This is a genomic window from Altererythrobacter sp. Root672 (genome assembly GCF_001427865.1).
Taxonomy (GTDB): domain Bacteria; phylum Pseudomonadota; class Alphaproteobacteria; order Sphingomonadales; family Sphingomonadaceae; genus Croceibacterium_A.
On sequence record NZ_LMHH01000001.1, the window covers coordinates 2244816 to 2264531 of the forward strand.

Here is a 19716-nt window from a genome sequence, read left to right on the forward strand (position 1 = left end):
GCCGCCCCATAGCGCTCAAGCTGATCTTGTCGAGGAGCGACGTCGGCGCGCGACCGAGATGCGTTTGTTTATCCGGTCCCGCCACATGTCGACGCGCCTGGCTAGCGTTCTCGGTGGTTGAGCGGCGAACCGGTCGTCGCCAATGTCCGATTCCAGCATCATTTCGAACAACGGGAATGGAAAAACGCTGAGGTTGGGCACCCCGTGTTCCCAATGACGGTCGAGCTGGTCGTCGATGGGCCTGACGACATTGCGAAAGGTCTCCACGAAGATCGCTGCCGCTGGCTTGGTGATGACGTAGCCCTGGGTGCCGAACGCAAGATCGAGCAGTTCGATGATCGAGGTCGAACGGCGGACGAAGTTCCGTTCCCGCACGATGTAGCGTGCAGGGTATTTGTAATAGAGCCTCAGGTAGCGAATGCCGCGCTCGACCAGCGGCTGCCGCGCGAGTGCCGCCAGGAACTGCCAGTCGGGAACCACGTCATCCTCAAGCACGATGTAAGCATCGTCATCGCTTTCGAGCAGCTGCTGCCAGATGGCATAGTGGCTCGAATAGCAGCCGAGTTCACCGGGCTTGAGCGGGCGGCCTTTGCGGCGGACGGCCTCCGCCTCGTCATAGTGCAGGCCCGGCGCGAGGCCGCGATGCGCGTCGAAAAACGTCCAGTCGAGCGCGTCTTCGGGTGCCGTGGCTGAAAATCGGGCACGGCGCTCGCTGGCCGTGTCGAGGCTGACAACGAGGACTTTCACTTTCATGAGCGAGCCACGCCCAACTTCTTCTTCAGCACGCCCGTAACCCCGCGCGCCTTTGCGATCGCCAAGCTGTGTTCGAAGTAGCCGGCCCAGCTTCCGCTCAAGTCCCGGCGTATCGATGCAGCGGTCGCGCGCAGTTCGGCAATCAGCTCAGGCGGCATGTACCGCGCGTAACGGTCGACGAAGAACTCCAGGCCCTGGGCGCGCTTCAGCGACCGTGAACCGATGCGCTCGCCCTCATGTTGCCTCCATTCCACCAGCGGCTCCTCTACGACCGCATAGGCGGGGTCCGCGGCGATAAGGCGGAACAGCAGATCCCAGTCGTTGAACACACGGACCTTCGGGTCGAACCCGCCGGCCGCCAGGAATCGGTCCCGCGTGATGGCGAAGTTGCTTCCCGTCATGCCGCCCGGGACGCTGAAGAGCGACTTCTGGTCGAGGCCTTCCGGGAAGGAACGGATGCGATCTTCCCGCTCTGGGGAGCGTTCAACCAGGGTCGTCAGGATCAGGGACGCGCCGTCCCGAAGGGCGGTTTCGGCAGAGCGACGCAGGAATTCAGGCCGCCACAAGTCGTCATCGTCGAGGAACGCCAGCCAGTCACAGACTGCCAGCTGCGCGCCCAGGTTGCGTGAGCCGCAGGCTCCCGGCTCATTGCGGTTGACGACATAACGCAACGGGAAAGGAATGCCGGGCTGCAGGGCGGCGACCAGTTCGCGCGTCGTGTTTTCGTCCACGTCGCTGACGACGATCAGTTCTAGCGGCGGCATCGACTGCGCAGCGACACTCGAGATGGCCTCCGAAAGCAGGTCCGCGCGAAGGTGTGTCGGAATGATCGCGCTGAAGTACAGTTTGTCTATCGTGTCACACATTATCGAATGAGTTCCCCGCGCGCGGCCAGGGCCGTTTCGGCGCTCACGGCCAGCCGATGGTGCTCATAGTTCCGGTTCCACGCCGCGACGTAGCCGGAAACCTTGCCGTAGCTGTTGTCGAGCGTGACGTGCGGCATGTCGAGCAGCAGCGAGAGAATGTGGCCGTGGAGCCGATCGGTGATCACCGCCTCTCCCTGCGAGAGCATCGTCAGCCCGCGCTCGAGCCGCTGGCGGGCAAGCCGATCGAACAGCGTCAGCCGCCTGGCCGAGCGGGAGAATTGCGCGCGAAGCAGCGCCTCGACCCGAGCTTGCCGTTTCGCGTTCCTGAACAGGCCGGAGGGCTCCTCGATCCAATCGACGAGCTGGGAATTTTCGAGCGCTCCAAGCGAGCCCCGCTCCACGCCGGTGCGTTCGGAGTCGGTGCGGAGCAACAGGACCGTGCCGACTTGGGGAGACGCCCGTCGCTGCTGCGGCCCCAGATAGACGGCGCAATCGGGTACCAGCGGAGCCTCGATCCCGAGCGTTTCCCTCGCGAATTCACGGCTTGCCTCGTCGCGAACCATGAGCGTGAAGTTGCCGTGTTGCCGGCTAAGCTCCGCGAACTGCCGCGCGCGGCTCAGGTCCTGAAACTTGATCGATTGCGGCAGCTGAACGATCGGGCGACCCGGGAAGCGCCGGAGCAGGTCTTCGCGCAAGTCCTGATGCGCGGGCCACAGGTCGCCGAAGTTGCCGCCGCCGTTGATCAGGATCGGACCTGCACCGACCGCGGCATTGAGCGCCGCCTCATCAAACCCCTTGATCGTCGCGACATAGGCCGGGGGACGGCCGGCGACGTCCTCCAGCAATGCCCGCGCGCCGAGCCAGATGGCGCTGTCGCCGACATTCGAAAAGTTCGGAAAATCGACGAGCGCGTAATCTTGCCCTGGCGCGAGGATTTTCGTGATGGCTTCGCGCAGCAGCTTTCGCTGCCCGTCGATCAGAATCACGCTGGAACACGGGACAGTCCCTACAGCCGCCCCATCCTGCGAGCCGGGCGCTTCGGACATGTCGGTGACCTTCCTGGCGCTATTGTTGCGATGACTGGGCAAAGCGATTTCCCATTTGCTTAAAGATCTGCACGATTTCCTTCTCGGGCCCGTCGGGCATCCCCGCTGCGATCCAAAGGACCGCCAGGCTCCCGATGTAGAGGAACGCGCCAATCACGGTCAGCGCGATGAGTTCCATCAGTTGCCCCTGCCAGCTCAGCCCGGTCGATAGCTGCGCGTGCGCAAGCAAGACCCCGCCCGTCATGATAGCGGCCGCCGCCAACACTCGCAGGTTGTCCACCAACTGCGTTTTGTAACCCAGGCCGGTGATCGATCGGACGACGGCCATGTTGAAGCCGATCGCGATCGATCCGGTGATCGCGCGGGCCCACAAGATGCCCGGCAGGCCGGCGAGGAACATGCCGAGGACGATCAAGGGAACCCGCAAGCCGAAATTCTGAAGGTCCCGGACGAAGAGCATCCTCGTCCGCCCCGTCGCCATCGCGAGCGGTTGGGCCAGCGAGCCGATCGTCTGCAAGGCGAATACCGCCGAGAGCATCTGGACCACGAAGACCGCCGGCCGCCATTTCTCGCCAAGGAGCAGCGGGATCAGGGGGTCGGCGATCAGCGCCGCACCTACGCCGAGCGGGAGCACCGCGCAGGTCACGGTGGACTGGGCGCGGCGGTAGTTCCTTACCAGCCGCTCGGTGGAATCGGTGACACGGGTAAAGGCGGGAAACAGCGCCGAGAAAAGCGGCGTTGTCACTTCCTGCGTCGGCATCGCCGCAAGATTGCTGCCCATCGAGTAGTAGCCGAGTGCGGGCCTGCCAAGAAAACCGCCGATCAGCAGGTGGTCGATCCGCCAATTGGCGGTCCGCACGATGCTTCCAAGAGTCAGCCACACCGAAAAGCCGAGCAGCTCGCGGGCGTGCTTAAGCCCCGGCCGGGGCCGATAGGGCAGGACGGAATAAGAGACCACGACGCTAACGGCCTGTCCGATCACGGTCCCGAGGATCATCGCCCAATAGCTTCGGTAGATCAGCGCCAGCCCCACCGCGATCAGCAGCTGCGTCAGCTTCTTGGACACCTGGAGCATGAACTGCTGCCAGAAGATCAGATCTTTCGTCAGCAGGATCGATCGCGGATTGGCAAATCCGCTCAGCACGAGCGTGATCGACAGCACGTACATCACGTCGACCAGCCGCGGTTCCCTGAACAGGTCCGCAAGCGGGTTCGCGGCGAGCGCAAAAAGGCCTGCGGCGATCACCCCGCGGATGACCCCCATGGTGAGGATGGTGTTGCAGTGATCCTCTCCCGGATCCTCGTGCTGGACCAGAGCCGACGCCAGCGAGGTGTCGGTAATGGCCGACATCAGCAGGATCATCGCCATGGCCAGCGCGACGAGCCCGAAATCGTCCGGCGTAAGGATACGGGCAAGAACGACCGTGCTCAGGAACCCGAGCGCATTCACCGCGAGGCGCGAGGCGCCCATCCATCCGGCCCCGGCGAGGAGTTTGCCGCGGAACTCTACCATGCGGCCTCCCGATAGACGGCAAGCGTATGTTGGGCGATCTGGTCCCAGTCGAAGCGGTTGTTGAGGTCTCGCACATTCACGCCGAACTCAGCGGACGGTTGGCCCATCCTGTCGGCCAGCGCATCGATATCGCCCACCGGGAAGTAGTTCGCTTCTCCCAAGCCCAGATCGCGATTGGGCTGGATGTCGCTAAGCAGCATCGGGGCACCGCAGCGCCCCGCCTCAAGTGCCGTGATCGGCAAGCCCTCGTGAAATGACGGTAGAACGAAGAGGTCGGTGTTTTGATAAAGGGCCTTCAGGACCGGCCTCGGCTGCTGCCCCGTGAGGATGACGTTTCCGCCCGCCTCTTGCATGATCTTGCGGGCGTAGGCGGAACCGTGATCGGCCCCCCCGGCGATCACCAGTTTCCGCCCGGTCCCGCTCTTGCGGAACGCGTCGATCAGGTAGTCGAAGCCCTTCTCCGGCACGAACCGACCCACCGCGAGGATGAAGTTCCGGGCCGACACGCCGAAGCGCGACAGGATCTCGGACGAACCGAGGACATCGTCGCTCAACGCCGGAGCTCCGTTCGGTATGTAGCGGACCTTCGCCGCACAAGTCGGGTACTGGTGCGCCAGCCTTTCGGCCAGCGAGGGCGACACGGCGATCACGTGATGGGCGTAGTTCAGTCCCCATCGCTCGCCGGTCCGGAGCACCAACTTGGCGAACCGGCCCCATTTCGCGCGCTCGTAGTCATCACCGTGATGCGTCATCACGACCTTGAGCCCCATCAGCCTGGCCAAGGGCGTAAGGATCGCCGGGCCGATGGCGTGTATGTGAAGGACGCGGGCACCCTTCCAGCGAGCGTAGAACACCCCCACCGCGGTCGAGATGATCGCCTCCAAATGCGATTGCCGCGGCGACGGAAGCGGAGTGATCAGGACGCCCTGACACTGGTCCGGCGCCCCGTCGAGGTAGGGCCGGCGACCCAGCACTTCGATCTCAAACTCGGGCGCGCTTACCGCCACACGCGGGAGCAACTCCTCGCAGTGCGTTTCGACACCACCCATCACGCCGGGAATGCCGCGCAAGCCCGTCACGCACAGGCGAGAGCGTGCAGGATCCATAGCAACTCCTCGCCGTCCATTCGACGTTAACACAGCGGTACCGCAGCCTCCCTGTTGCAACGCAGCATACGGCCATGGGGCGGAATGCGTTCCGGCCATTTGAGGGCAAAGCGCCGAAGTGAGACTGGCTTGAGACGGGCTCACAAAACGCGCCAACTGAGGCCATGGCGCAGAACAAAAGGCGTAATAGACAGTTGGAAGTACGCAGATGCACAATGGTGCGGAAAGGTGGGTATGTCCGAGGTCTCGAAGATCCAACTACGGGAAGAGGAGGTCGATCTCGAAGCGCTCGCCAAACCCCATTCGCGCGGTTGCCTCAGATCGTTTCGGGCGCTCCGGCTCTATCTCACCGCCGACCTGCATCGCTACCACGCCGGACGCTTCCACTTCTGGCGCCACTTCCTGTTTACGCCCGGGTACAAGTACACCTTCTGGATGCGGCTGAGCGGCTACCTGAAGACTGGGCGCATCACTCGGCTGACGCTCTATCCGATCGCCAAGTTCATCCTGCTGCACTGCCGCTACAAATACGGGATCGCGATCCCTGAATACACCGAGATCGACCCGGGCCTGTTCATCAACCGCTTTGGCGGCATCTACATGCACGGCCACACCAAGATCGGGCATGACGTCACCTTGAGCGCGATGACCATGATCGGCCAAACCAACCGCGGTAAACGGGCCGGGACTCCCACGATCGGTAACCGGGTCTTCATGGGCGTCGGCGCGAAAGTGATCGGCAAAGTGACGGTCGGCGACGATAGCGCGATCGGCGTTTCCGCGCTGGTGACCCGAGACGTGCCCCCGAACAGCGTGGTGGCAGGTATCCCGGCCAAGGTGATTTCGGAGGAAGGCTCCGAAGGCTACGTCAATCGCACGGTTCCGGCCGAGCTTCTTGCGGCTTGCTACGCAGCGAACGGGAGGGCGCTGCCTTAGCTGGCGCCGATCCGCTTCCGTAAACGCATGACCTGCGCGGCAATCCAGTAGCCGGCCATCCTGATGCTGTCGCGCAGGCGGGGCGCGTATAGCGCCCGGAAGAACTCGGCCCCGAAGGGCACTCCGTTGCCGGCCGAGTGACGCGCGTAGAGCACCACTTCCTGGTTCGACAGGCGCTTGAGCAGCGAGCGTTGCTCGGGCGTAACGCCATCCAACAGTTCGGCTATAGTCGAGACGATGACCGGCACGTTCGAATGGCGCGTCGAACGTGTTACGCGATTGACCGTGTCCTGGTGGAACTCGGCGCTGGAGTGTTCGACGAACACCGCTTCTGAGAGCGCCAGCGCGCGAAGCCACATGTCCTTGTCCCCGCCACGCCTCGCGCCGTCTTCTGGAAACAGGCCGGCATCGACCAGAAGGTCGGTGCGAATGGCCGTGGCGCCTGTCCAGACAGGGCAGCGCTCGGTATCGAGCCAGGCCTGGATAAGCAGTTCAAGCGGAAGCGCCCTTCCTGGAACCAGCCGGTTGGAATGCCGGTAAGGCCGACGACCGGCCTCTTCGACTATCTCGAACCGGCTGAACGCGCACCCGACGGTTTCGGGACAGTCAGTGATCGCCGTGGAAAGCCCCTCGAGGTGACGATCGCTCCACAAATCGTCGGCATCGAGGAAGGCGACCCAGTCCCCCTTGGCCGCCCTGATCCCGAGGTTCCTCGCGGCATAGCCGCCAGGTCCGGGCGGGGAGCGCGTCAGAATGCGCACCCGTTCGTCCTGGATCGCGCGCACGATTTCTAGGCCGCCGTCGGTCGAGCCGTCGTCGATGACGATGATCTCTTCGGGTGGGCGGCTTTGACTCAGTGCGCTGCGTATCGTGGCTTCGACATGAGGGGCCTTGTTGTACAGCGGCGTGATTACCGAGAAGCGCGGTGCCGCGTTGCCGGGTCCTCGACCGGAAAGCATCACAAGCTACCGTTGAAGCGCAAGGCGCCAAGGTCGGCCGGATCGAACTCCCACTTCGGAGCTCGGCGGTAGTAGGCGTGCATCGTGTGACCCCAGAGATAGCCGTAGAGAATGAGCCCCTCAATCAACCAGAAGGGCATCGTCGCCATGTTGAGCAAGAGGAAGCTCAGATGCGCCGCCAGGAGCCGGGGCGCGAATTCGCCACTCCTCGCGGCAAGCACGAAACCGGTGCCGAGAAGCGTGGCGATGGCCCCCACGCCAAGCAGGCCACCGTCGAAAAGCATACCGACGAAGGTGTTGTGGGCGTAGATCTCAAAGTGATCCTCCCAGGCGTCCGGACCGAAACCGAGCAGGTGCTGGAGCGCGTTTCCGTCGGCCCAGCCGTAGAGATACTGGCTCCAGATATAGGCCCGGGCGCTCAGCAGGTCTTGGTCGGCTTGCGTGAAGGAGGCCGGCGGCTTCAGCAGATCGACTTCGCCCTGGAGCAGACTCTTGATCTCGACGAAGCGTTCGGAAGCTCCCAGCGCGTAAACCACGAGCGCGAGCGCAAGCATCGTCATCCCGATGATCACGGCCGCGCGCAACCTGGGTTCGACCCACCGGCCAACCCCCATCGCGGTGGCGTAAAAGCCGAGCGGGAGGATCCCGATCATGGCCGTGCGATAGTTGGCCACCCAGATGCCGGCGGCTGCAGCCACCATGGCTATGGTGCGGATCGTGAGGCTGGTGCCCTTGGCGAGGCAGGCCGCGAAGAACAGACCGACCAGCGCGACCGAGAAGGCGGCTTCGTGATTGTACCCGCCGATGTAGCTGATCGACCCGTCGGGAGCGACCTTGGGCATTCCCAGCACCACCGAGATCAGCTGCAGCAGCACGAGCGGGCTGAAGGCGAGCAGCACGGCGAGGCCGAATCCGCGGTCGCTCTCTCGGAGCGCCTGGTAGGTCGCGAGCGCGATCACCAGGAAATAGAGATACTTGATCAGCACATCGAACCCGGGAACCACCCGCGCGTTCGCCATGGCGCTGAGCAAGGTGACGCCGATGAGCAGGTAGATCGGCAACACCGCCTTGTTCAGCAACAGCGTCTTGCGGACGACCAGAAAGCCCAGCCCGACAACGAAGATCGAAAACAGCGCGTTGATCGACAGGCCCCCGGCGACCTGCGCGTAAGTGTAGACGTGCAACGCGGACAGCACGAGCCGCATCCAGATCGCAAAGACGACGAAGCGGGCCGCCAGCCCCTGCGCGATCCACAGCGCGAAAACGGCGCCGAGCGTGAGTACGCAGAGTGCCGGAAGCAGCGCGTAGGCCGGAAGCATCGGGGCTACGTCGGAGAAACTGTCGCTCATCCGCCTGCCACCGTCGGATTGGCGAACACCAGGTCGGCCCGGATGGCGTGATGGTCCGACCCCACGGCCGGCAGCACCTCCACGTTCTGCACCGACCACTGCGGCCCGGTGTAGACATGATCGATGGGCAGGAACGGAACCGGCCACGAAAGGCCAGCAAACCGCGCCGGGAAACTGAACGCCGCGCGGGTGCCCCGGCTGAGCGGTGCGAGATCGCTATCTAGCTGCCCCATGGCCGAACTCCACGGCGTCAGGTTGAAGTCGCCAGCCAGGATCAATCGCTGCGTCCCAAGCGCGGCGAGCGCGTCTGGCAGATCATTGCGCCATTCGGCCTGGCGCTCGGCGGGGAGCGGCCATGGCTGGTGATAAGTGACGATCGGAAACTGCGTCCCGTCCTCGAGCTTCACCGTCGCCCAGAGGAGCGGCGGGCCGAACGCCGCGCCATCGGCTGCCCGGGCGCGGTAGCGCGCTTCAGTGAGCGGCAGCCGCGAATAGATCGCGGCGGAGCAGCCTTCGCGGCAGGGGCTGTAATAGGGAAAGCGCTGCTTGAGCCGCTGGTGATAGGGCGCAACCGCGCCGTCGGTCTCCTGCAGCACAACGATATCCGCATCGCTGGCGAGCAAGGCGTCGATGGTCCCGACCGGATCGGAGTTCACCACGCCGACGTTCTGCGTAATCAGGGTCAGCCGCTGGCCTGAGGCGGCCGACGCATGCGCTCGTCCGGTAGTCGCAACCTCCGGGACTATCGCCACCGCCGTGACAACGAGGACGCAAGCAGCAACGCCCTGCATCAGGGCGGGCATCTTGCCCCGTCCCGGAATGAGGGCCGCCAGCGCGAACAGCGGAGCGAACGGCAGGAACGAGGTGAAGGCATCGATAGTCCCGGACAGCCGCCCGAGCGGCAAGGTCAGCACGATCGCGACGGCGATCATGAGGCACGCTTGGCGCCAGCGGATGCGCCCCGAAGTCATGACCGGATCGTTCCGTTCCCGATGACGGACTCGATGATCTGCCAGTAAGCCCCAACCGCCTTGTCGACACTGAACTCGGCCGCCCGGCGCCTGCCTCGCTCGCCGAACGCCCGGCTGACGCTCCGGTCCCCCATGAGGGCAATGGCTTCGGCCATCGCTGGAACATCATTGGCCGGGACCAGAAGACCGCCCTCACCCTCGGCCGCCTTGGCGCCGTCGAGACTTGTCGCCAGAACCTCCGACGGCCCAGAGCGGCAATCGGTAGCGACCACCGGCAGGCCGACCGCCATCGCCTCGACCAGCGCATTGGGAAAGCCCTCGGCATTGGAACTCAGCACGAAAAGGCCGGCGCGGGCCAGCAGTGCATAAGGGTTCTCGATGAAGCCGGGCATGACCAGCCGTTCGCCAAGGCCCACTCGATCGGCGAGCGCGCGTAGCTCCGCCTCAAGCGGTCCGGTGCCGATCAGCACCAGCCGCCCGCTCCGGCCGCTGCGAGCGAAGGCCTCAATCGCCAGGGCGAAGTTCTTGTTCGGAACCAGGCGCCCCATGGCGATGCAATCGTCGCCGCGAATGTCGATCGCAGGCTCCTCCGCAGCGAGCCTGGCAATCCTGTCGAGATCGACCGGGTTGAAAACGACGGAAATCCGCTGCCGCTCGACGCCGAAGTCGCGGACGAGCGTGTCGGCAACCCCGCTCGAGACCGCGATCACGGCCGCCGCACGCGGGTAGGTGAGCCGGACCAGGAACCGGCTCGCCCAAGCGAAGCGCCCAGTGGCGAGGTGAGCTGCCGTGTCGACACGTTCGCTGATGACGAAAGGCCTCCGTCGCACGATCATGGCGAAGGCAGCGGCAACGTTAGCTCGGGTCAGGAAGGAGACCGCAAGCTGGGCCTTCTCCCGCCTTGCCTCTCGGGTCAGCCCGGCGATGCTGAGGGGCAAGCTGTGCCGGCTGTCCAGTTGCCGGACGCCCATGTCGCGCGGCAGCTCGTACGCCCGGTCCTCACGATCGAGCAGCGTCACCGAGACGTCGTAATCGCGTCGATAAGGCGCAGACGCGGACAGGATGGTGCTGAACACTCGCTCCGCTCCCCCACCCGCCAGCGAGTTGATGACAAACACGACCCGTTTGCTCATCGGATCAGGCGGGTTCCTTCTCGTACTCACGGTAGAGATGCGTCTCGGCGCTCGATTTCGCCTGGGCGCGGATATCGACCATGTTGAGCACCGCCCCGGCCACGTCCGCCCCCGAACGCTCGAGCAGGTCGAGCGCCATGCGAGCGGTATGGACGGGCGTATCGCGCCAGCGCATCACGAACAGCGTCTTGTCGGCCATCGCAGCCAGCGCCCGTGCCTCGGCGATCTGCAGCACCGGCGCGGTGTCGATCACGACCAGGTCGAAGCGCTGCTCCAAGGTGTCGATCAGCTGTTGCATCTTGTCCGAGGCGAACATGTCGTAATCCGGATCGTCGCCGGTAAGTTGCGGAAGGACGCTCAACCCGGTTTCCAGGTCGATAATCAGCGCGTCCTCAAGCGTGGCGGTGCCGGCCAGGACTTGGGCCAGTCCGACGGGGCCAGGTCTGAACTCACGGCTCGACCCGCGCTGGCGCTCGTCGCAATCGACCAGCACCACGCGCTGGCCAAGCTTTGCGGTCGTCCGCGCCAGCGTCAGAGCGATCGTCGTCTTGCCTTCGTGGGGGATCGAGGAGATCACCGCGACACTGCGCGCATCCCGGTCGCCGCGGCCAATCCGCAGGACCGTGCGGATCGAGCGGAAGGTCTCTCCGAACAACGAGCCGCTGTTCGTGAGGGCATAGTCACTCGCCTCCAACGGCGCATGCACCGCGTGCGAGCCGCCGTTGACCGTAGCAAGATCAGGTGCCGACGCGAGAACTGGAACGCCGAGCGAGGTCTCCAGCTCGCGCCGGGTCCGCACGCCACGCTCAAGCATTTCAAGCAGCAGCACGATCACGGCCGACGCTGCCAGCCCGGCGAGGATGCCGACGAGCAGGTAGACTGAGAGATTAGGCGAAATGGCGGCGCGCGGAACCGGCGCGAGCGATACGATATAGGCGCTGCCGCGCTCGGTGCCCTGCGTCGCGATGGCTTGGCGGTAGCGCTCCAGCATGGCCGAATAGAGGACCCGCGCGGCCTCGGCATTGCGCTGCAGATCGGCCAATTGAACCGACGCGCGATTACCCGCCCGCACATTTCCGATCACTTCGCCGACCGAGCCGCTGAGCGAGCCGGCCTGGCTACCTACTGCCCTGGCCTCCGCTGTGAGGCTCCTGCTTAGACGTCCGGTTTCCTCGGCAATCTTGCTTCGGACTACTGCCAGCTCTTCGTGAAGCGGCGCCATCTCGGGATAGTTGGGCCCGTAGCGCACGCTCATCGAAGCTTCCTTGGCGACCAGTCGGGCTTCTTCGGTACGCAGCTGACTTATGACCGGAGAGTCGAGCACCCCGGCCACGTCGCCGGTGCGCCCGCTCGCGGCGCGCGAAGCGGCGGCGGCTTGCTGCGACTGAGCCTGGGCACGCATGCCGTTGATCGTGGCGATCTGTTGCTGCGCGGTGGCATTGTCGTTGTAGATATCGACCAAGTTGGTCTGGTCGCGATAAGTGGCGACGGCGGCCTCTGCCTGCTGGACATCTTCGCGAAGCATCTCGAGCCGCTCGGCGAGCAAGGCGACCTGCTCGTTGGTTTCCGCCGACAGACCCTGGCGTTGGGAGTCGAGATAGACCTTGGCCGCCGTGTTAACGATATCGGTCGGTGTCTGAGGGTCGCCCCAGGCAAAGCTGATCCCGATCGCGTAGGAGGTGCCCTCACGCCTGACGTCGAGGCCGTTGCGCACGACGTCGATAGCGCGGGCCCGCGCAGCCGGCAGGGCGTCCGCGCCAGGAGCCTGTCCATCGGCGGCGAAGCCGAAGCCCGGTCGCCGTGCGAGGTCGAGCTGGTCGACCACTCCAGCGGCGATGGTCGGCGATTGGAGGATCTGGACTTCGGTGTCGACCGTGGAGGAGTCGGTCATCGCAGGCCGCTCGCGTGTGGACTCCACGGGAACCAGGTCTTCCACCTGCCGCTCGATCGCAACCTGTGCCGTGGCGGAATAGGTCGGACTCGCGGCGGTATAGGCGATGATCGCGCTCAAAAAGGCGATCCCCATCACCGCAGCGATCGCAAGACCGCGCCGGCGAATGATCGAGGCGATTCCGCGAATATCGATCAGGCCGGGCTCAGGGGCTCGGCGACCGAAACTACTGGTGAGTGCGTCCATCATCGTTCCTTGAATGACGTCCGCCCTTCGACATCCTCAACTGACGCAAATCCTTGTGTCTCGCGAGCGTTCCACGGTCGGTCCAAAGGCGATGTTGCAGTGCGAAGGCGATCATTCTCGCTTTTTTTAGTTTCACCCCAGGAACTTAGTTTGGCCGCGCCCATTTCAAGCACAGAAGGAAATGCGACCAAGTGTTCAGCAATTCGGTTGAGCGCTTGAGCGAAGGGACGCTTGGGTGTATTCAAAACATAGGCCGCCGGTGACAGTGGTTTGAAAACGAGCGGCCAGAGGATGCTGGCAAAGATATCGTGAAGCTAGAAGACGTTAAGAGCCGCGCCGTGTTGTCGGCGCCCGATACCGTACCCAGGAAGTCGGTAATCGCGTTCGGCGCCGCGTTGGCGGTTGGCCTGCTCGCGTGGGTGAGCGTCTATCTGCTGATATTCTGACAGCCAGGATTAGGATCGGGGGCGCCGTTTTACCGGCCGAAGCGATCCGCTAAGTTGCTGTTACACGACGACGCCGGACCATTTTCGGCGTCGCGATTGTCGCTGATCGCACAATTTCCTCCGTTCGGCGCTACGCTCGGAACATTCCTGCCCATCGCTCGTGAAGGCCCCAACAAGGTCGGGGTCTTTTTCGGGTGCGTAGCTCTTGAACTTTCAAACTCTTCGCGATGGCTTCATTGAATCTCGGCAAGCCATCTCGCGGCGGCTGGAACCGCGGCGTCATGCGCGGGCGCAAATGGCGATGGTCCTGCTCGTCGGCGACGTGCTGGCGATTGCCGTCGCGCTCGGCCTTGCCGCGACGATCGGCGACTACTGGTCGCGCGGCTTCGACTGGCGGCCGGTCGCCCTTGCCGCGATACCGATCTACATCGTCGCGGCCACCAACCTTCGGGCTTACGCCATCGATGCGCTGCAATATCCCGGCAAGGGCCTCTCCAGGGCTGTCATAGCGGCCATCTTCACGCTGCTCGTCATTCTGCTCGTCGGATACTCGCTCGGAGGTATCGGGCGCTCCGGATTGGCCATCGCCTTGATCGTAATGCCGGCCGCGCTTGCGCTGTCCAGGCTGGTCGGAGGCACAATCGGCGAGCGCGTGTTCGAGAACCGCTACCTGACCGAACTGATCATCGTGGACGGGGAGGAAGTCGATGCCCCTCCCCACGCCATGGTGATCGACGCGCGCGATGTCGGGATCGAACCCAATCTGCGCGACCCTGTGATGCTGCTCCGCCTGGCCGAGGTCTTGGAAGGCGCGGATCGCGTCATCATCGCTTGCCGGCCTGAAGCTCAGTACGATTGGGCCATGGCGCTCAAAGGGGCGAATGTCCGCGCGGAAATCCTCAAGCGCGAACTGGAGATGATGGGCCCCATCGGAGTCGGCCGGCTCAGCGGCGGGTCTACCATGGTCGTTGCCTCGGGGCCGCTCGGTCGCCCCGACCAGATCGTCAAGCGCGGGTTCGATCTCGGCCTCACGCTTGCGGCGCTTATCATTCTGGCGCCTGTGCTGGCCGCGATCGCCGTCGCCATCAAGTTCGACAGCCAGGGGCCCGTGCTCTTCCGCCAGTCGCGCGTGGGCTGGGGCAACGCGCTGTTCACGGTCTTCAAGTTCCGCACCATGCGGACCGAGATGTGCGATGCCGATGGCACGGTTTCTGCCAGTCAGGATGACGAGCGGATCACTCGCGTCGGCAACTTCTTGCGGCGTACCAGTCTCGATGAGCTTCCCCAGCTGTTCAATGTCCTGCTGGGATCGATGAGCTTGGTCGGCCCCCGCCCGCACGCCCTTGGCTCGATGGCGGGACAGGAGCTGTTCTGGGATGTCGACGAGCGCTACTGGCATCGACACGCCCTCAAGCCCGGCATCACCGGCCTCGCCCAGGTACGCGGCTTTCGTGGAGCGACGCGCGAGCCCGCCGATTTGACTCGCAGGCTGCAAGCCGATCTCGAGTACATCTCGGGGTGGACGATCGGACGCGACGTCCAGATCCTCATGCGGACTGCGCTCGTCGTCGTTCATCCCAACGCCTACTGAGACGTCCTAACCCCGCGGGACTAGCTGGCAGTGACGATATGCTGCCGGTTCCGCGCCGGGACGAATTCAACCACCGGTGCGGGTCCGTTCTCCACGGTGATTAGCGCCGCCGACGGCGCCTCGATGTCCGCGCCCTCGATAGTGAGGCGCGCGACCGTATTGGTGTTGAAGAGGAAAACCGGCGCCGTGTTGCCTTCGCGGGCCCGGACCTTGGGACGGACGATGCGATAGGCGCCGACGTCGCCATGAAACGAGAAATGGGCCGTCCGCCCGCTGCCCCCGCGCGAGACCGGCTCGATGCTCTCGCAATCGTGCAGTTCGCCGCTGTTCCACAGGCGGAAATTGCGCTTGTTGCCTTCGGACTTGCAGCGCTCGAGCAGGACGGCAGCCGATTTGAGATCGAACCCGCCATCCGTGCAGCCGGTCGCCAGGCAATCGAGATAGCGGATCATGCTGTTGCCGCGTTCGTCGGTGAAGCCGTCACCGTTCCAGTAGCTGCCAGCCGCGCTTCCGGATTCACGAAATCCGTGAGCTGCCGCTCGCTGGTAGGTAATGTCGCGGGCTTGGTCGTCGAGCGCGAAGCCAACGCAATACGCATCGCCCCCGCTGTCCCTGCAGGTTGCGATCACATCCTCGATTACTCCGCGCGCCGATTGATAGCGCAAGCGACTGAAGCCGTGCTCGAGCTTTCCGGCCTGTACGTTCCGGATAACGAAATCGCTAAGCGACGCGTCGGCCACTCCGGACGCAACGGTGGTGTCCAGGAAGCGGTAGAGGTTGTCGGCCTTGCCGTTCTCGATGGTGAGCTGACTGATCGGCTTGGGAATACGCACCGCTGTCGCCAGGTTTTGAAAGACCCCGTCGACAATCCCCGTCCCGTCAGCGGCAATCCTGATGCCCTCCCCGCCAGCGCTACCGCTCGCCGATCCGCGAGTGCCGCTAAAAGTCTTGCCCTGGATGAGATTGGCGATGGTAGCTGCGCTGGCCGACGAATATCCGCCCCACTGGCGCGCGGTCAGTACGGCAGAGGAAACCGCTGCGATAGCGAGCAGGTTGCGTCGCGTAAGGCGTTCCCAGTTCACATCGCATCTCCTGAACCGCTCTTGGGCGCTGACGACGCAAGTCGTCGAACAGCAACGGCCGTCCTCGCAAAATGTTCTCGATTCAGGAAAACGGTCAGCCCGGCCGTGCCGTCAGGCCGACGCTCCGCACGGGAGCGCGAGGCATGCCGGCTTCGAAGATCGCTCCACGAAGCCGGCATCCCTGATCACACCTTAGAAGTCGGCCGAGATCGACGCCTTCACCGTCCGCGGCTGCCCCTGGAGAAGCGCATTGCTGAAGGTGTCGTAGGCCGAGGCCCAATAACGCTCGTTGGTCACGTTATCGAGCGTCAGGCGCAGGGTGACCGGGGTTTCGCCAGCAGCAAACACGTAGCGCGCGCCGAGATCGAACACTGTCCAGTCGTCGATCTTGAGCGTGTTGGCCGTGTCGACCCACTGGTCGCCGGTATGAGTGACGCGACCGGTTACGGTCAGGCCAGGCACGAAGGGCAAATCCCACTCGATGTCCGCGTTGCCAGTGAAGCCGGGCACGCCCTTAACCTCGTTGCCACCAATGAGTTCGGCATCGATAACCGATAGGCCCGAAATGATCCGCAGGCCCTTGGCGAGATCACCGTTGAAGGTGAGTTCGATGCCCTGGTGGCGTTGATCCCCGAGATAGCCGAAGCTGTCGTCGGGCAGCCGGCCTTCGCCGGGTCGTTCGATACGATAGAGCGCGAGGCCGGCGAACAGACGACCGAAACCGACTTTGCCACCGATCTCGTACTGCACCGACTTGCGCGGCGCGAGCATGGCGCCTGGATTGGTCAAAGTCTGATCGACCGGAGCCGTGGGACCCTGCTCGAGCGCTTCGATGCGGTTCGCATATAGCGAGAGCCCTTCGGTTGGCTTGACGACCAGTCCGATGACGGGAGTCACCGCGTCCTCGTTGTACTCCACGTCCAGAGCCGCGGTATCGTAAGCAAATGTCCTGGCGAGGATCGACTGCAAACGTAGGCCGCCGGTCAATAGGATGCGATCCTCCCACAGGCCGAGCGTGTCGGAGGCAAACAGGCTCCAAAGCTGGCTGCGCGTCCTCGGGAAGGGATCGTCGAGATTACCGCCGGGAAACACGGAACCCGGCAAGGGCACCTGCGTCGGATTGTAGAGGTTGCTGGCGAAGCCGGCGAGGAAATCGAAGGCATTGCGGTTGACCTGCCAGTTCGCGCTGCCGCCCAAGTTCACTTCGTTGGTGATGCTCGATCCGAACTTAGCGCGGATGCCGGCCTCGGCGGCTTCGTTGTTGTCGGTCCGTGGGACGTAGAGGGCACTGCCCGCGCCATCGCCGGTGATCGCATCCGTGACGGTGAGACCACCATAGATGCCGTCTTCACGGCCATCTCTAGCGCCAGCCCGAGCATAGAAGAGCAAATTGTCGGTGAGATCGTATTCGGCCGAGATCGTACCGAACAGGTCACGCATCTCGGTGTAAGTGAAGTCCTGGGCAAAGTTGCCGTCGGCTTCCGGAACCGCGGGCACCGCATTGACGCCCAGCGTGACCTTGGACCTCAAGCTATCGACCCGCACTTCCTGGTAGGCGAGGTCGAGCACCACGCGTGCCCGGTCGCTGCGCCAGTCGAGGGCTACTCCGAGCACCTGGTTGCGGCGATCCTCGCGGTCGATCGACACCTCGCCGTCGCGATAGGCGCCGTTGACGCGCAGGCCCCATTCGCCGTTGGTCCCGAAGCGACGGGAGACGTCGAAGCTGCCGCCAATGTGCGCATCGCCCGTGTAGCCCAAGGTCGCGCGGGTCAGCGGTTCATTGCCAGCACGCTTGAGCAGCAGGTTGACGCTGCCACCAAGGCCCGACCCACCCGGCGCCGCGCCGTTGAGGAAGGCGCTCGAACCGTTGAGAACTTGCACGCTCTCGAACAGCTCGGGAGCGATCAGCTGGCGCGGGGCGATGCCGTAGAGCCCGTTGAGCCCGATATCGTCGCCGAACAACGCAAAACCGCGAATGACAAACAGTTCGGCGGCATTGCCGAAGCCGAACGTCGAGCGGATCGTCGGATCGTTCTGCAGCACTTCGCCGAGCGTCTGCGGCTGCTGGTTGAGGATCAGCGATTCATCGTAGCTGCGGATCGAGAACGGCAGGTCTTCCGCCGGCCGATCGCCCAGCACGCCCGCGTTGCCGCCGTTGACTATGACCGTGGCGTTCTCAGCCTGCGCCGTGACGACAATCTCATCGCCCGCATCATCCTGCGCCCAGGCAGGCGTCGCCAGGACGGCCGCGATTACGAACGCGGGCAAGGCAGTGGAAAGTGCTCTCATTGGTTTAGACCCCTAGTATTCCAAGACGTTGAATGGTGTTCAGTTTCGGCGCGCCCAGGCCCACGTCAGCACGGCCGGCAAGGGGGCGAGGAGCAGCCAGGCAATCAGGTTGTGCAGGCCTTCGCCGGCGAGGCCGACGACCAGCCCGGTCAGCGTCATCACGGCGAGCGCGAACGGCACACCGAAGACGCCGGCAAGGCTGCGCGAGCGACGACGCGGCCGAACGGTCATGCCGCTTCTCCCGCAGTGCCGCCGCTATGTATCTCGACGATCCGCCGCTCGACCGCCCCTGGCTCACGCCGCAGCCAGAGCAGCACGCCGGTCCACAGGATCCACACCGTCGCCAGGGTCAGCACCGACCAGATCAGCTTGAGCGGCAGTCCGCCGTAGTCGCCAAAGTGCAGCGGCTGCGAAAAGAGCAGCGCCGTCAGGTACCAGGGGAGCGGCCGGACATCGGTCAGCTTGCCCGTCTCCGCATCGATCAAGGCCGGGGTCAGCATGCGCTCGGTCAGTGCCGTGTCGCCCTGCAGGAACACCGCATAGTGATGCTGGCTGCTGTAGGCCCCGCCTGGAAAGGCGATGAACTGCGGATTGTTGCCCGGTCGGGCGGCCCGAGCGGCGGCCATGGCCTTGTCGAGCGAACCGTAGCGCGAGGGCGGCAGCGGCTCCACGCCCTGGTAGGCGGCGGTCATCTCGGCCAGCTCCGATTGCTGCCAGAACTGGATCAGCGGGGTGGCGAAGGCGTTGATCACTCCCGTGCTTCCCACCACCACGATCCAGGCCAGCGCGACGATCCCGAGCAGGTTGTGATAGTCGAGGTGCTTGAGCCGCTGGCTACGAGACACGCGCAGGGTCCCGAACGGAAGCCGGCGCATGAACGGGGCGTAGAGGACCACGCCCGAAACCGTCGCCACGACGAACAGGATGCCCATGACGCCAAGGAACAGCATGCCCGGCAGGCCCAGGAACATATCGGTGTGGAGCTTGAGGATGAACCCCATCACGCCCTCGCCTTCGGAGACCTGACCGGCCGGTTCGCCCGTGGAGCGGTCGAACAATTGGATCGTCATGTCCTCGGCCGGAGAGTCGGGCGCCGGTCCAGTGGTGATGGTGAGGATCGGCGTCGTGTTGTCGAACGCCATGAACAGCGGCACCTCGCCCGGTCGCTGGTCGAGTGCCTTCTCCAGCATCGTATCGAGCGGCAGCAGGCCGGGCCCTTCACCCGAGGAGCCCTGCCCGGTCATCGCGGCGGGTTCATGGCCCAGCAGCCCGTCGATCTCGTCGTGAAAAATCAGCGGCAAGCCGGTGACGCATAGCATCAGCAGGAAGAGCGTGCAGATCAAGCTGGCCCACTTGTGCACCAGGTACCAGATACGGATGGTGGAGCTCTTCACGCGGCGCGCCTACTTGGTCGATAGTTCTTGCGTCAATGCTAATCATTCGCATTAAAGATAATGCCGTGAACGACGAGACCAAAAAGACACTCCCCGGCGGCCAAGAGACTCTCTAGAAGCCGCGCGTCCCCTAGGCCGAACACAG

The 19716-nt window shown here is 64.2% G+C and carries 17 protein-coding genes; 3 read left to right on the forward strand and 14 right to left on the reverse strand.

The window, feature by feature from the left end:
* Positions 1 to 15 precede the first annotated feature (15 nt).
* From ASD76_RS10830 to ASD76_RS10850, 5 genes are read right to left on the reverse strand one after another with little or no spacing between them, the layout of a single operon-like run.
* Positions 16 to 753, reverse strand: coding sequence for a glycosyltransferase family 25 protein (locus ASD76_RS10830; RefSeq protein ID WP_055922433.1), 738 nt, complete (start codon positions 751 to 753; stop codon positions 16 to 18).
* Positions 750 to 1619, reverse strand: a complete 870-nt coding sequence (locus ASD76_RS10835) for a glycosyltransferase family 2 protein (RefSeq protein WP_055922436.1) — start codon at positions 1617 to 1619, stop codon at positions 750 to 752. The genes ASD76_RS10830 and ASD76_RS10835 overlap by 4 nt, the downstream gene beginning before the upstream one ends.
* On the reverse strand, positions 1619 to 2665 hold the full coding sequence (locus ASD76_RS10840; protein ID WP_082553730.1) for a polysaccharide pyruvyl transferase family protein: 1047 nt from the start codon (positions 2663 to 2665) through the stop codon (positions 1619 to 1621). Before ASD76_RS10840 ends, ASD76_RS10835 begins: the two co-directional genes overlap by 1 nt.
* A gap of 19 nt (positions 2666 to 2684) precedes the next feature.
* Positions 2685 to 4178 (reverse strand): lipopolysaccharide biosynthesis protein, encoded by a 1494-nt coding sequence (locus ASD76_RS10845; RefSeq protein WP_055922442.1) that lies wholly within the window; start codon positions 4176 to 4178, stop codon positions 2685 to 2687.
* A complete protein-coding gene (locus ASD76_RS10850) occupies positions 4172 to 5284 on the reverse strand; it encodes a glycosyltransferase family 4 protein (protein ID WP_055922445.1) in 1113 nt (370 codons plus the stop codon). Before ASD76_RS10850 ends, ASD76_RS10845 begins: the two co-directional genes overlap by 7 nt.
* Positions 5285 to 5518: 234 nt before the next feature.
* On the opposite strand from ASD76_RS10850, the gene ASD76_RS10855 reads away from it, so the two are divergent.
* Positions 5519 to 6220, forward strand: coding sequence for a serine acetyltransferase (locus tag ASD76_RS10855; RefSeq protein WP_055922448.1), 702 nt, complete (start codon positions 5519 to 5521; stop codon positions 6218 to 6220).
* On the opposite strand, the gene ASD76_RS10860 is transcribed toward ASD76_RS10855, so the two are convergent.
* The 5 genes from ASD76_RS10860 to ASD76_RS10880 are packed head-to-tail and all read right to left on the reverse strand — an operon-like array spanning position 6217 to position 12769.
* Positions 6217 to 7179, reverse strand: a complete 963-nt coding sequence (locus ASD76_RS10860; RefSeq protein ID WP_055922451.1) for a glycosyltransferase family 2 protein — start codon at positions 7177 to 7179, stop codon at positions 6217 to 6219. The two genes, ASD76_RS10855 and ASD76_RS10860, sit on opposite strands and share 4 nt — an antisense overlap.
* Positions 7179 to 8528: an O-antigen ligase family protein gene (locus ASD76_RS10865; RefSeq protein WP_055922453.1), complete on the reverse strand. Its 1350-nt coding sequence runs from the start codon at positions 8526 to 8528 to the stop codon at positions 7179 to 7181. The genes ASD76_RS10860 and ASD76_RS10865 overlap by 1 nt, the downstream gene beginning before the upstream one ends.
* Positions 8525 to 9499: an endonuclease/exonuclease/phosphatase family protein gene (locus ASD76_RS10870; protein WP_055922456.1), complete on the reverse strand. Its 975-nt coding sequence runs from the start codon at positions 9497 to 9499 to the stop codon at positions 8525 to 8527. Before ASD76_RS10870 ends, ASD76_RS10865 begins: the two co-directional genes overlap by 4 nt.
* Positions 9496 to 10632 carry a glycosyltransferase gene (locus ASD76_RS10875; RefSeq protein WP_055922459.1) on the reverse strand — a complete coding sequence of 379 codons (1137 nt, stop codon included), beginning with the start codon at positions 10630 to 10632 and terminating at the stop codon, positions 9496 to 9498. The genes ASD76_RS10870 and ASD76_RS10875 overlap by 4 nt, the downstream gene beginning before the upstream one ends.
* A gap of 4 nt (positions 10633 to 10636) precedes the next feature.
* A complete protein-coding gene (locus ASD76_RS10880) occupies positions 10637 to 12769 on the reverse strand; it encodes a GumC family protein (RefSeq protein ID WP_162249659.1) in 2133 nt (710 codons plus the stop codon).
* Between the two features lie 308 nt (positions 12770 to 13077).
* Here ASD76_RS10880 and ASD76_RS18270 point away from each other — a divergent pair, with 308 nt between their 5' ends.
* Complete coding sequence (locus tag ASD76_RS18270) at positions 13078 to 13215, forward strand: hypothetical protein (RefSeq protein WP_156457644.1); 138 nt, start codon at positions 13078 to 13080, stop codon at positions 13213 to 13215.
* A gap of 295 nt (positions 13216 to 13510) precedes the next feature.
* Entirely contained in the window at positions 13511 to 14806 is a 1296-nt protein-coding gene (locus tag ASD76_RS18635; RefSeq protein ID WP_055922466.1) for a sugar transferase, read from the forward strand.
* Between the two features lie 20 nt (positions 14807 to 14826).
* Here the strand turns inward: ASD76_RS18635 and ASD76_RS10890 are convergent, their stop codons facing one another.
* The 4 genes from ASD76_RS10890 to ASD76_RS10905 form a co-directional block, all read right to left on the reverse strand.
* A complete protein-coding gene (locus ASD76_RS10890) occupies positions 14827 to 15888 on the reverse strand; it encodes a hypothetical protein (RefSeq protein ID WP_055922469.1) in 1062 nt (353 codons plus the stop codon).
* A gap of 192 nt (positions 15889 to 16080) precedes the next feature.
* A complete protein-coding gene (locus ASD76_RS10895; RefSeq protein ID WP_055922473.1) occupies positions 16081 to 18177 on the reverse strand; it encodes a TonB-dependent receptor in 2097 nt (698 codons plus the stop codon).
* 39 nt (positions 18178 to 18216) lie between these two features.
* Complete coding sequence (locus ASD76_RS10900; protein ID WP_055922477.1) at positions 18217 to 18408, reverse strand: hypothetical protein; 192 nt, start codon at positions 18406 to 18408, stop codon at positions 18217 to 18219.
* Positions 18405 to 19571, reverse strand: coding sequence for a PepSY-associated TM helix domain-containing protein (locus ASD76_RS10905; RefSeq protein WP_055922480.1), 1167 nt, complete (start codon positions 19569 to 19571; stop codon positions 18405 to 18407). Before ASD76_RS10905 ends, ASD76_RS10900 begins: the two co-directional genes overlap by 4 nt.
* Positions 19572 to 19716 lie beyond the last annotated feature (145 nt).

Coding starts and splice junctions, on each gene's coding strand:
- ASD76_RS10840 (WP_082553730.1), bottom strand. CDS start 2,665: ATGTCCGAAGCGCCCGGCTCGCAGGATGGGGCGGCTGTAGGGACTGTC.
- ASD76_RS10870 (WP_055922456.1), bottom strand. CDS start 9,499: ATGACTTCGGGGCGCATCCGCTGGCGCCAAGCGTGCCTCATGATCGCC.
- ASD76_RS10900 (WP_055922477.1), bottom strand. CDS start 18,408: ATGACCGTTCGGCCGCGTCGTCGCTCGCGCAGCCTTGCCGGCGTCTTC.
- ASD76_RS10865 (WP_055922453.1), bottom strand. CDS start 8,528: ATGAGCGACAGTTTCTCCGACGTAGCCCCGATGCTTCCGGCCTACGCG.
- ASD76_RS10880 (WP_162249659.1), bottom strand. CDS start 12,769: ATGGACGCACTCACCAGTAGTTTCGGTCGCCGAGCCCCTGAGCCCGGC.
- ASD76_RS10835 (WP_055922436.1), bottom strand. CDS start 1,619: ATGTGTGACACGATAGACAAACTGTACTTCAGCGCGATCATTCCGACA.
- ASD76_RS10850 (WP_055922445.1), bottom strand. CDS start 5,284: ATGGATCCTGCACGCTCTCGCCTGTGCGTGACGGGCTTGCGCGGCATT.
- ASD76_RS10855 (WP_055922448.1), top strand. CDS start 5,519: ATGTCCGAGGTCTCGAAGATCCAACTACGGGAAGAGGAGGTCGATCTC.
- ASD76_RS10875 (WP_055922459.1), bottom strand. CDS start 10,632: ATGAGCAAACGGGTCGTGTTTGTCATCAACTCGCTGGCGGGTGGGGGA.
- ASD76_RS10845 (WP_055922442.1), bottom strand. CDS start 4,178: ATGGTAGAGTTCCGCGGCAAACTCCTCGCCGGGGCCGGATGGATGGGC.
- ASD76_RS10830 (WP_055922433.1), bottom strand. CDS start 753: ATGAAAGTGAAAGTCCTCGTTGTCAGCCTCGACACGGCCAGCGAGCGC.
- ASD76_RS18635 (WP_055922466.1), top strand. CDS start 13,511: ATGGCGATGGTCCTGCTCGTCGGCGACGTGCTGGCGATTGCCGTCGCG.
- ASD76_RS10860 (WP_055922451.1), bottom strand. CDS start 7,179: ATGCTTTCCGGTCGAGGACCCGGCAACGCGGCACCGCGCTTCTCGGTA.
- ASD76_RS10895 (WP_055922473.1), bottom strand. CDS start 18,177: ATGAGAGCACTTTCCACTGCCTTGCCCGCGTTCGTAATCGCGGCCGTC.